The sequence below is a fragment of the Micromonospora sp. CV4 genome (assembly GCF_003667455.1).
In the GTDB taxonomy this organism is placed as follows: Bacteria; Actinomycetota; Actinomycetes; order Mycobacteriales; family Micromonosporaceae; genus Micromonospora.
The window spans coordinates 1-11,158 of the sequence record NZ_RCVI01000276.1 but is presented as its reverse complement, the minus strand read 5'-3'; the positions used below and the strand labels follow the sequence as shown (position 1 = coordinate 11,158).

Annotated in this window: 9 protein-coding genes; 2 read left to right on the top strand and 7 right to left on the bottom strand. The window is 69.7% G+C overall.

The genetic code is table 11. The features are described 5' to 3' along the window. Positions 1-21: 21 nt before the first annotated feature. Together EAD98_RS16915 and EAD98_RS16910 are read right to left on the bottom strand one after the other, a co-directional pair. Positions 22-558 carry a phospholipase gene (locus tag EAD98_RS16915; protein WP_121655025.1) on the bottom strand — a complete coding sequence of 179 codons (537 nt, stop codon included), beginning with the start codon at positions 556-558 and terminating at the stop codon, positions 22-24. A gap of 186 nt (positions 559-744) precedes the next feature. Next, on the bottom strand, positions 745-2,406 hold the full coding sequence (locus EAD98_RS16910; protein WP_121655024.1) for a glycoside hydrolase family 10 protein: 1,662 nt from the start codon (positions 2,404-2,406) through the stop codon (positions 745-747). 303 nt (positions 2,407-2,709) lie between these two features. Between EAD98_RS16910 and EAD98_RS16905 the strand changes: the two genes are divergently transcribed. Further along, positions 2,710-4,212: an amino acid permease gene (locus EAD98_RS16905; RefSeq protein WP_121655023.1), complete on the top strand. Its 1,503-nt coding sequence runs from the start codon at positions 2,710-2,712 to the stop codon at positions 4,210-4,212. A gap of 54 nt (positions 4,213-4,266) precedes the next feature. Here the strand turns inward: EAD98_RS16905 and EAD98_RS16900 are convergent, their stop codons facing one another. From EAD98_RS16900 to EAD98_RS16880, 5 genes are read right to left on the bottom strand one after another with little or no spacing between them, the layout of a single operon-like run. After that, positions 4,267-5,289, bottom strand: a complete 1,023-nt coding sequence (locus tag EAD98_RS16900) for a glycoside hydrolase family 43 protein (protein ID WP_121655022.1) — start codon at positions 5,287-5,289, stop codon at positions 4,267-4,269. Next, a complete protein-coding gene (locus EAD98_RS16895; RefSeq protein ID WP_199723439.1) occupies positions 5,286-6,140 on the bottom strand; it encodes a carbohydrate ABC transporter permease in 855 nt (284 codons plus the stop codon). Before EAD98_RS16895 ends, EAD98_RS16900 begins: the two co-directional genes overlap by 4 nt. 10 nt (positions 6,141-6,150) lie before the next feature. After that, positions 6,151-7,116, bottom strand: a complete 966-nt coding sequence (locus tag EAD98_RS16890; RefSeq protein ID WP_121655021.1) for a carbohydrate ABC transporter permease — start codon at positions 7,114-7,116, stop codon at positions 6,151-6,153. A 6-nt stretch (positions 7,117-7,122) separates the two neighbouring features. Next, positions 7,123-8,451 carry an ABC transporter substrate-binding protein gene (locus EAD98_RS16885; RefSeq protein WP_121655020.1) on the bottom strand — a complete coding sequence of 443 codons (1,329 nt, stop codon included), beginning with the start codon at positions 8,449-8,451 and terminating at the stop codon, positions 7,123-7,125. A 60-nt stretch (positions 8,452-8,511) separates the two neighbouring features. Then, positions 8,512-10,026 (bottom strand): alpha-N-arabinofuranosidase, encoded by a 1,515-nt coding sequence (locus tag EAD98_RS16880; RefSeq protein WP_121655019.1) that lies wholly within the window; start codon positions 10,024-10,026, stop codon positions 8,512-8,514. A gap of 145 nt (positions 10,027-10,171) precedes the next feature. Here EAD98_RS16880 and EAD98_RS16875 point away from each other — a divergent pair. Next, a partial coding sequence (locus tag EAD98_RS16875; protein ID WP_147457412.1) for a LacI family DNA-binding transcriptional regulator occupies positions 10,172-11,158 on the top strand: 987 nt, incomplete at its 3' end.

The following is an 11,158-nucleotide window of genomic DNA, read 5'->3' as shown; positions in this document are numbered from 1 at the left end:
ATAAGAGACAGGGGGGTGGGGTTAGTGGGTGGCGGCTTGGCGTTCGGCGTCGGCCTTCATGCGGGCGGCGCGGTCGATGTCGGCCTGTTGCACGGCGGCCACCGATCCGAAGATGCTGACCGCCTGGTAGTAGGTCCAGGCCAGGCTGAGGCAGGCGGGTCGGACGACCGCGTTGTACGTGGCGCAGACCCGCTTCAGGTCCGCGTAGAAGGCGCTGTCCAGCCGGGACTTGTTGGCGGAGAACTGACCGACCGACTTGTAGTTGCGGTAGCCGAAGTCGTGTCGGTAGCAGCCCAGGTTGAAGGTGAACCCGAGCGGGTTGTCGGGGCTCGACGAGCAGTAGTCGGTGGACCAGTCGAAGGCGTACTCGGCCCAGGGAGCCCGGTTGACCCGGGCGCTGTTCCACGAGTTGTAGCTGCTCGCGCTGGTCTGGGTCCAGCTGGAGAGCACCGAGAGTCGCTGTTGGGGGGTGACGGCGGCGGCGGGAGAGGCGATGGCGAGGGTGGTGAGCAGCGCGAGCGCGCCCGAGGCGAGCAGGGTGGCGAGACGTCGGGGCACGGGTTACCTCCGCGGGGGTGAGCGGGCGGGGCGGTAAGTTACCGGCGGGTTACCGGATGTCGATCAGTGTCGATCAACTGATCAACTCATCGGTATGTGTCTCGCGAACTATTGGTGACATACGTTGAAACAGACGAATGCCCCGGGTGCTCGTGGCACCCGGGGCATCCGGTGCGGGTCGTACGGTCAGCGCAGAACGAAGGCCGGCGGGCTGACCCGGCTCTCGTTGGCCGACCGGTCCAGCGCGGTCACCTGGTAGGTGTACCGCTTCCCGGGCTCGGCCGAGGTGTCCACCCAGGACTGCGTCCCCCCGGCCGTGGCGCGCACGGTGTCGATCAGGTGCGCGGCGTCCGCGGTGGCGCACCGACCGGGCAGCGTGGTGCCGTCGAACCGGTAGATCGCGTACGAGGTGGCAGTGCCGAACGGTCCGGCGCCGTCGGCCGGCTGATGCCAGGTCAGTCGCACTCCGTCGGCGTTCCGGGCGGCCTTGGTGACCACCGGGAAGAGCAGCGGCTTGGCCGGCAGGTGTGGCATGGCCGGTACCAGCGCCGGGCGTGAGTAGTGCTCGGCGGCGTAGATGTCGGTGGCGCCGAGCCGGTTGGCCCGCACCTGGACGGCGGAGAAGTGCACGTTGCCCTGCACCTCCGGGTACGCCCGGTTGAGCGTCAGGTGGTCGGACAGCTCATTCGGGTTCTGCCAGAACGGCCCGTACGCCGGGTCGCCGCTCTTGTAGTCGGCCTGGCCGATGTAGAGCTGGACGCGGGTGCCGCGCACCGTCTCGGCCCACCACGGCACCAGCCGGGCGTAGTCCGCCGCCGGGTACTGGCCGATGTACCAGTAGAGCTGCGGCACCACGTAGTCGATCCACTCCTGCTTGACCCACTTGCGGGTGTCGGCGGAGATGATGTCGTACGACTGGCTGCCGGTGGTGTCCGAGCCGAGCGGGTCGGCGGCCTTGTTGCGCCAGATGCCGAACGGGCTGACCCCGAACTTCACCCACGGCTTCGCCGCCTTGATCTTGCCGTTCATCTCCTGGATCAGCAGGTTGATGTTGTCCCGCCGCCAGTCCGCCCGGTCGGTGAAGCCCCGGTTGTACGCCGCGAAGGTGGCGTCGTCCGGCACCTGGTGGGTGCCGCTGGGGTAGGGGTAGAAGTAGTCGTCGAAGTGCACGCCGTCGATGTCGTACCGGTCGACCGCGTCCATCATCGCGGTCTGCACGAACTCGCGGACCTCGGGGATGCCGGGGTTGTAGTAGAGCCGGCTGCCGGCCACGCCGGCCGGCGGGTAGGCGAAGGTCCAGTCCGGATGCTGCCGGGCCGGGTGGCCGGGGGCGAGCTGGGTGAGATCCGCGCCGGCTCCGCCGGGGGCCGGCATGGAGACGCGGTACGGGTTGAACCAGGCGTGGAACTCCAGGTTGCGCTTGTGCGCCTCGGCGACCAGGAAGGCCAGCGGGTCCCAGCCCGGGTCCTGGCCGCGTACTCCGGTCAGGTACTCCGACCAGGGCTCGTACGGCGAGGGCCAGAGGGCGTCGGCGGTCGGGCGGACCTGCACCACGACCGCGTTGTGGTTCAGCCGCTCGGCGAGGTCGAGCAGGCCGCGGTACTCGGCCTGCTGGGCGGCGACCCGGTCCGGGTCGGTCTGGGACGCCTTGCTGGGCCAGTCGATGTTGACCACCGACGAGATCCACATCGCCCGGAACTGCCGCTTCGGGGTGGCCGGGTCGGTGACGCAGGTTGCGGTGGAGGTGGTGCCGGCGGCGCCGGGCGCGGCGTTCGCGGGGGTGGCGGTGACGAGCGTGCCGAGCAGGGCTGCGACCAGCCCGGCGGCTCCGAGCCGAGTTGCCTTCATGCGGTGTGTCCCTTCGTTGGGGCTCCCGGGTGTTCGGTGCGGCACTCCCGGCAAGATTCGCCGCTGGCTATCTGCCGCTGGAAGGAAATTTTCACACTCGGGTCGTTATCGCAAGGGTTCGTGCCCGCTCGATTCGACCGCCGGGTATCGGGTCGTTCCGCGTCGATCGTCGCGTTGCCCACGGTGATGGAGGTCGCACTCCGCGTACCGGGAGGTTGGCGTGGTTGGCAGCTCCCTTCGCTGGGTAGCAACGCCGATCACCGGCCGCCACGGTGGTGGTCGCACGGTGGGAGGGGTGAGCGCGTGTCCGTGCTGCGGACCAAACCGATCAAGGACGTGATAGCACAGAGCGGGGCGGACGGCACCGACGGTCGACCCGGGCTGAAGAGGCGGCTCGGCGCGGTCGACCTCACCGGCTTCGGCATCGGCATCGTGATCGGCACCGGCATCTTCACGCTCACCGGGATCGAGGCCCGGGACAGCGCCGGGCCGGGCGTGGTGATCTCCTTCGCCATCGCCGGCGTGGTCGCCCTGCTCGCCGCGCTCTGCTACGCCGAACTGGCCAGCAGCGTGCCGACCGCCGGCAGCGCCTACACCTACGCGTACGCCACGATGGGCGAGATCGTCGCCTGGATCATTGGCTGGGACCTGCTGCTGGAGTTCGCGCTCGGCGCGGCCGTGGTGGCCCGCGGCTGGTCCGGCTACCTGGCTGAACTGCTCGACCTGCCGACCCGGTGGTTCGGTGAGGAGGGCAGCACGGTCAACATCGGCGCGATCGCCATCGTGCTGATCCTCGGCATCGTGGCGATCGTGGGCATCCGGGAGTCCGCCCGGATCACCAACCTGCTGGTGCTCGTCAAGGTGGCCATCTGCGTCTTCGTGGTGGTCGCCGGGCTGTTCTTCGTCAAGGCCGCCAACCTCAGCCCGTTCATCCCGCCGGCCGAACCCGCCGGGAGCGGCGACGACGGCATCAAGCAGCCGGTCACCCAGGCGCTCTTCGGGCTGGAACCGTCGGTGTTCGGCTTCGTCGGGGTGCTCAGCGCCGCCGCGGTGGTCTTCTTCGCGTACACCGGCTTCGAGGCGGTGGCCAACCTGGGCGAGGAGACCCGCAAGCCCAAGCGGGACCTCACGCTCGGTCTGCTCGGCACGCTGCTGATCTCCACCGTGCTCTACATCGGCGTCTCGCTGGTGGTGGTCGGAATGGTGCCGTACACCGAGATCGACCGCGGCGCACCGATCGCGTCGGCCTTCGAGGCGGTCGGCGCCGGCTGGGCGGCCGTGCTGGTCTCCATCGCCGCCGTCGCCGGCCTGACCAGCGTCATCCTGGTCGACCTGGTGGCGATGGGTCGGATCGGCTTCGCCATCGCCCGGGACGGTCTGATCCCGCCGTCGATCGCGACGGTGCACCCGCGCTGGGGCACCCCGTACCGGATCTCGGCGATCATGACGGTCGCGGTCGCGCTGCTGGCCGGCTTCCTGCCGCTCTCCGCCCTGGCCGACCTGGTCAGCATCGGCGCGCTGTGCGCGTTCGTGCTGGTCTCGGTCGCGGTGCCGATCCTGCGGCGCAAGCGCCCGGACCTGGACCGGCCGTTCCGGGTGCCGTTCTCCCCGGTGCTGCCGATCGTCTCCGCGCTGGCCTGCTTCTACCTGATGCTCAACCTGTCGGTGGAGACCTGGCTGCGGTTCCTGGCCTGGATGCTGCTCGGCGGGCTGATCTACTTCGGCTACGGCCACCGCCGCAACCGGCTGGCCCGGCACGAGCCCGCCGTCGCCCCGGCCCCCCGCGAGCCGGCCGCCGACAGCTGAACCCGAACGTGGGAAGGGCCCCTCGCGATTGGCGAGGGGCCCTTCTCGGCTGTGTCAGGGACGGGGCTGGGGTTTGCCCGTCGGTCCCTTGACGACGGGCTTGCCGTCGACCCAGGTCACCTCGTCCAGCCAGGTCTGCCGTCCCGGGTCGGTGCTGCCCTCCTGGCCGGGTGGCCAGGCGTGGTACAGCAGCCAGGTCCGGCCGTCCTTGACCACCATCGAGGCGTGGCCGGGGCCGGAGGCGGCCTCGTTGGTCTTCAGGATCGGGTTCTCGGCGGCCTTCACGCACGGGCCGGTCGGGCTCTCGCAGACCGCGTAGCCCTCGGCGTACTCGGCCCGGTCGTAGGCGTTCGCGGCGAAGAAGAGCAGCAGGCGGCCGTCCTGGCGGTAGAAGAACGGCCCCTCGATCAGGGTGCCCTCCCACGGTTCGGTCTGCTTGAGCAGCTTCGTCGGCTCACCGACCAGGGTCAGGCCGTCGTCGGCGAGGCGCTGCGACCAGAGCCAGGTGTCCACCCCGATCGCGTTGCCGTCGTTCTTCCACAGCAGCCAGAGGCTGCCGTCGGTGTCCCGGAACGGGCTGGCGTCGATCGCCCCGCCCAGCTCGGCCTGGCAGATCAGCGGGCCGGCGGCGTCGTCGCGGTACGGACCCTGCGGCGCGCTGGCCACCGCCCGGCCGACGCACTGCCGCCCCGACTCCCGGCCGGCGACGGTGTAGTAGAGCAGGAACTTCTCCGGTGCCAGCTGGATCGCCTCCGGCGCCCAGGTCTTTCCCGCGTCCGCCCAGTCCGGCAGCGTCGGCAGGGCGTCCCCGGCCTCGGACCAGTCGACCAGGTCTGTGGAGGTGAGCACCGGGACGTTGCGGCCCCCGGAGTTGGTGTGGAACAGGTACCAGGTGTCGCCCACCTGGATCGCCTGGGGATCGGGGGCGTCGGTGCGTACGACCGGGTTGGTGAACATGCTCGCGTCGCTCCCGCTGCTCGTGGGGGTGGGTTCGCTGCCGTCGGTGCAGCCCGCGACGAGCAGCGCGGCGGCGATGATCGCCGCCGCGCCGCGTCGCCGGGTGGTTGTGCGGGTCATCCCTTCAGACCGCTGCGGGAGACGCCCTGGATGATGTGCCGCTGGGCCAGCACGAAGAGGATCAGCACCGGCAGGCTGGCCAGCACCGCACCCGCCATGATCACCGGGTAGTCGGTGACGTACGAGCCTTGGAGCAGGCCCAGGCCCGGCGGCAGGGTGAGCTTCTCCGGGCTGAACAGCACGAAGATCGGCCAGAGGAAGTCGTTCCAGTTGGTGAGGAACGACAGCACGGCCAGGGTGGCCAGCGCCGGCTTGGACAGCGGCAGCACCACCCGGAAGAAGATCTGCCACTGGTTGGCGCCGTCCAGCGTGGCGGCCTCCTCCAGCTCGTTGGGGAGCGAGAGGAAGAACTGCCGCAGGAAGAACACCCCGAACGCGCTGGCCGCTCCCGGCACCACGACCACCGCGAGGGTGTCGATCCAGTTGAGCTGGTCGACGATCAGGAAGTTCGGGATGATCAGCGACGTCGGCGGGATGAACAGCGTCCCGACGATCAGCGCGAAGCTCACCCCACGCCCCCGGAACTTCAGCCGCGCCAGCGCGTACGCGGCCATCGAGGCGGTCACCAGCACCAGCAACGAGTGCAGGGTGGCGGCCAGCATGCTGTTGAAGAACCAGCGCAGCACCGGGTTCGCCGAGTTGTTCAGGATCTGCTCGTAGCCGTAGCCCGCGATCGGGTTGGGCAGCCAGCTCGGCGGGATCTGCTGGGCGCCGGTGTAGGTCTTCAGCGAGGTGATGACCATCCACAACAGCGGAACCAGGAAGATCAGGGCGAGCGCCACGAGGGTGGCGTAGAGCACGACCCGGCTCGCGGTGGCGGACCCGCGGGTGGTCCGCGTGGGCGTCGTCATGGCGGTCCCCTCAGTCTTCCTTGTAGCGGAAGAGGCGGAAGTTGGCGATGCTCACGACCGCCAGCATCAGGGCGAACACGATGCTCATCGCGGCGGCGCGACCGGCGTCGTTGTCCCGCAGGCCCTCCTCGACGATGAACCAGACGACCGTGCGGGTCTCCGTGCCGGGCGTCCCCTGGGTGATCAGGAACGACTGGCCGAACATGTTCGCCGAGGCGAGCACGGTCGTGGTGATCACGAAGAGCAGCACCGGGCGCAGCCCGGGCAGCGTGACGTTGCGGAACCGCTGCCAGGCGCTCGCGCCGTCCATCCGGGCCGCCTCGTACAGCTCCGGGGAGATGTCCTGGAGACCGGCCAGGTAGATCACCGCGTTGAAGCCGGAGGTCCACCAGACAGTCACCCCGACCAGCGAGATCCACGCCCACGGCATGGCGGTCACCCAGGGGGTGTCCGCGGGCAGCCCGACGGCTCCGGCGAGCCGGTTGACCAGGCCCAGGTTGGCGTCGAGCAGGAACCGCCAGAGCAGGCCGATCACCGCCACACCCAGCACGTACGGCGCGAAGTAGATCGCCCGGAAGAAGGTCCGGCCCGGGAAGGAACGGTTCAGCAGGAGCGCCAGCCCGAGCGGTACGACCACCAGCAGCGGCACCGACAAAACCGTGAAGATCGCGGTGGCCCGGACGCTCTCCCACCAGTCGCCATAGATGGCGGAGTCGCTGGAGAACAGGTCCTTGTAGTTGTCCAACCCGATGAACGGCCGGTTGGGCAGCTGGAAGTCCCACTGGTGCACGCTGAGCCACAGGCCCAGGATGATCGGCAGCAGGCCGAACACCCCGAACAGGACCAGGTAGGGGGCGAGGAACAGATACGGCGTCGCCCGTCCGGTCCGGCCCGCCGAAGCGCCCCGGCGGCGAGCCTTGGCCGCCGGGGGCGGCGCGTCACCGCGCGCCGCCCCGACCTCGATCACGTCCGCCACGGGCTATCAGCTCCCGTACTTCTTGCGGTTGTCCTCGAGCTGCTTGTTGGCCTTGGCCACACCGTCGTCCAGCGCCTGCTTGGGCGACTTCTTGCCCAGCGCGGCCTCGTTGAAGGAGTTGTAGAAGGTCGTCATGACCTCGCCCAGACCCGGAGCCGCAGGCGGGAAGGCCGCGTACTCCAGCTCGGGGGCGAGCGACGAGATCTCCGGCAGCGCCTTGAACTCGGCGCCCTCACGGACGGCCTTACGGGCCGGCACCTGGCCGCCCTTCGCCCAGTCCAGCGAGTGCTCGCTGAGCCAGTTGATGAAGACCTTCGCGCCGGAGACCTTGTTGGCGTCGTTGGCCCGCTGCTTCACGATGGTGAAGTTGTGCGAGTTGGCCCACGCCGCCGGCTTGCTGCCGATCTGGGGCAGCGGCGCGACGCCCCACTGCACCTCGGGGCTCTTCTTCAGATCGTTGATCTGCCAGATGCCGTTCCAGGTGAAGGCGTTCTTGCCGCTCTTGAACGCCAGGTAGTCGGCGTCCTGGCCGACGTTGGCCGGCGAGTAGCCCTGCTTGATCATGTCGACCAGCCAGGTGCACGCCTCGACCGCCGGGTCCGAGTTGAAGGTGGCCTTCGCCACGTCCGCGTCGAACAGGGTGGCGCCCCACTGGTTGAGCAGCGAGTAGAAGGTCATGCCGCCGGTGAACTGGAACGGGCTGACCCAGAAGCCCTGCACGCCGGCCTTCTTGAGCTCGACCAGCGCCGCGACGTAATCGTCCTTCGTCGTCGGCGGCTTGTTCGGGTCGAGGCCGGCCTTCTGCATGACGGCCTTGTTGTAGTAGAAGCCCAGCGGGTGCATGTCCAGCGGAATGCCGTACCGCTTGTTGTTGTAGATCCCGCCCTTCCACACCGTGGGGGCGAAGTCGCCCTCGGCGAGCTCCAGGTTCTTGGCCACGTCGTCCAGCTCGGTGATCACGCCACGGGCGGCGAAGGTGGCGAGCTGGTCCATGTGCATGACCGCGATGTCCGGGCCGTTGCCGCTGGAGGCCGCACCGGGGAGCTTGTTGTAGTAGTCCTCCCACTGGTAAGTGGCCACCGACACGGCGATGTTCTTGTGCTCGGTGTTGAACTGGTTCACCAGCGCCTTGAAGATGTCGCCGTCACCGCCGGTGAAGCCGTTCCACAGCTTGAGGTCCACCTTCGGGCCGGTGTACTCCTTGCCGCCGTTGCCGGCGGCCGGGCCGGAGCTGCTGTCGTCGCTGCCGCAGCCGGCGAGGGTCAGCGAAGCCGCGGCACCGAGTCCGAGACCGAGGCCGAGCAGGCGGCGCCGGCTCATGTCGTTCTGGATCATGCTGGTATCTCCTTGAAGGGGGGACGGGATGAATTGTGCCTGGTCAAACTCGGTGCGACCTCAGGCGTTTGCCGGGCCGAAGCGCAGCACGCTCCAGGACACGGCGGGCAGGCGCACCGTGCACCGGCCGCCGTCGGGGGTGGGGGTGGGCATTTCCCGGGGCGTCACCCGGTCGGGCTCGGCCTCGGTGTTCATCGCCGACGGGTCAGACCCGGCAGCGAGGCTCAGGAAGGACAGACCGGACAGTCCCGGCAGGCCGCGCAGGTCGAGGTCCAACGGAAGGTCCTCCTCGCCCCGGTTGACCGCGAAGACGGTCAGCTCGCCGGTCTCCTCGTCGTGCACGGCGACGGTGTCGAGCACCGGAACGTCCCCGTACTTCTTCGTGTCGTAGCGCGGCGACACCGGCTCGGTGCGCAGCACGGTGCCCCGGGCGTACCGGGCGGTCAGCGCGAACGGGTGGAAGATGCTCTGCCGCCAGGCGGGACCGCCGTTGCGGGTGCGGATCGGCGCGATCACGTTGGCCAGCTGGGCCTGGGCGGCCACCCCGACCCGGTCGGCGTGGCGGAGCAGGGTGATCAGCAGGTCACCGACGACGACCGCGTCGACCGCGGTGAAGTCGTCCTCGATCAGCGCCGGGGCCTCGACCCAGCCGCGCCGGTCCAGGTCGGCCTGGAGGCGGGACTCGTACCAGACGTTCCACTCGTCGAACGAGATCTTCAGCTTGCGCTTGTGCCGCTGCTTGGCGGCCACGTGGTCGGCGGTCGCAACCACCTCGGTGATGAAGTTGTCCATGTCGACAGCCGAGGCGAGGATGCTGGCCCGGTCACCGTCGGACGGGTCGTAGTAGGTGTGCGCCGAGATGTAGTCGACATGCTCGTAGGTGTGCTCCAGCACGGTCGCCTCCCAGGAGGCGAACGTGGGCATCCGCCGGTTGGAGCTGCCGCAGGCGATCAGGCTGATCGACGGGTCGATCATCTTCATCGCCCGGGCGGCCTCGGCGGCCAGCCGGCCGTACTCGTCGGCGGTCTTGTGGCCGACCTGCCACGGGCCGTCCATCTCGTTGCCCAGGCACCACAGCTTCACCCCGTACGGGTCCTCCGCGCCGTGCTTGCGTCGCAGGTCGGAGAGGTGCGTGCCGCCCGGGTGGTTGGCGTACTCCAGCAGGTCCAGAGCCTCCTGCACGCCGCGGGTGCCCAGGTTGACCGCCATCATCGGCTCGACACCGGCCTCGGCGGCCCAGGTCATGAACTCGTCCAGCCCGAACGCGTTCGTCTCGATCGTCTTCCAGGCCAGGTCGAGCCGGCGTGGCCGGTCGCCGACCGGGCCCACCCCGTCCTCCCAGCGGTAGCCGGAAACGAAGTTGCCGCCCGGGTAGCGGACCACTGACACGCCCAGCTCCCGGGTCAGCTCCAGCACGTCGCCGCGCAGGCCGCGGGAGTCGGCGCTGGGGTGACCCGGCTCGTAGATCCCGCCGTAGACGCATCGCCCCATGTGCTCGACGAAGGAGCCGAAGAGACGTCGGTCGGCCGGGCCGATCGCGAAGGCCGGGTCGATCGTCAGCTGCGCGGTCCGCAAGGGTGCCACCTTTCCTCATTGCCGGTGCCGGGTGATCGCAGTCACCGCCCACCCGGCCTCCCTGCTTTCTACAACGTTGTAGGCAACGTTGTAAAGGGCTGATGACGGGGTAGGGTGCGGAGTGTTACATCGGGGAGGTTGCGGAGTGCGACACAGGCTCAAGGATGTGGCCGAACGGGCCGGCGTGTCGGTGAAGACCGTCTCCAACGTGGTCAACGGCTACGTGCATGTCCGGCCGGACACCCGGGCCCGGGTCGAGGAGGCGATCGCCGAACTCAACTACCGACCCAACCTCTCCGCCCGCCATCTGCGCAAGGGGCGCACCGGCGTGATCGCGCTGGCGGTGCCGGAACTGGACATCCCGTACTTCGCCGAGCTGGCCCGCTACGTGGTCGCCGCAGCCGCCGACTTCGGCTGGACGGTGCTGATCGACCAGACCGGCGGTGGGCGTGAGCAGGAGCGGGTGGTCGCCTCCGGCATCACCGACCACCTGATCGACGGCCTGATCTTCAGTCCGTTGGCGCTCACCGCGGAGGACCTGGCCGGCCTGGACAACAGGCCGATGGTGCTGCTCGGCGAGCGCGTCGACCATGGCCCCGCTGACCACGTGGTGATCGACAACGTGGGCGCGGCGCGGGAGATCACCAGCCACCTGATCGGGCTCGGCCGGCGCCGGATCGCCGCCATCGGCTCGCAGCGCACCCCGGAGGGCGCCAGCGCCCGACTGCGCCTGACCGGCTACGCCGACGCGCTGCGCGCCGCCGGCCTGGACTACGACGAGGCCCTGGTGGCGCCCGCGCCGGCCTGGCACCGCGCGGACGGCGCGGCCGCCATGCGCAGCCTGCTCACCTCCGGGGTACGCCCCGACGCCGTCTTCTGCTTCAACGACACGCTCGCACTGGGTGCCCTGCGCGCCCTGCACGAGGCCGGCCTGCGGGTGCCCGAGGACGTGGCGGTGGTCGGCTTCGACGACATCGAGGACGGGCGGTTCTCGGTCCCCACGCTGACAACCGTCGCCCCGGACAAGGCCCAGATCGCACGGCTCGCCGTCGAACTGCTCGCCGAACGCCTCGACGGCGACCGCACCGCTCCCGCCCGCGAACTCTCCGCCCCCTACCGCCTGGAACTCCGC

Coding starts and splice junctions, on each gene's coding strand:
- EAD98_RS16910 (WP_121655024.1), bottom strand. CDS start 2,406: ATGAAGGCAACTCGGCTCGGAGCCGCCGGGCTGGTCGCAGCCCTGCTC.
- EAD98_RS16885 (WP_121655020.1), bottom strand. CDS start 8,451: ATGATCCAGAACGACATGAGCCGGCGCCGCCTGCTCGGCCTCGGTCTC.
- EAD98_RS16900 (WP_121655022.1), bottom strand. CDS start 5,289: ATGACCCGCACAACCACCCGGCGACGCGGCGCGGCGGCGATCATCGCC.
- EAD98_RS16895 (WP_199723439.1), bottom strand. CDS start 6,140: ATGACGACGCCCACGCGGACCACCCGCGGGTCCGCCACCGCGAGCCGG.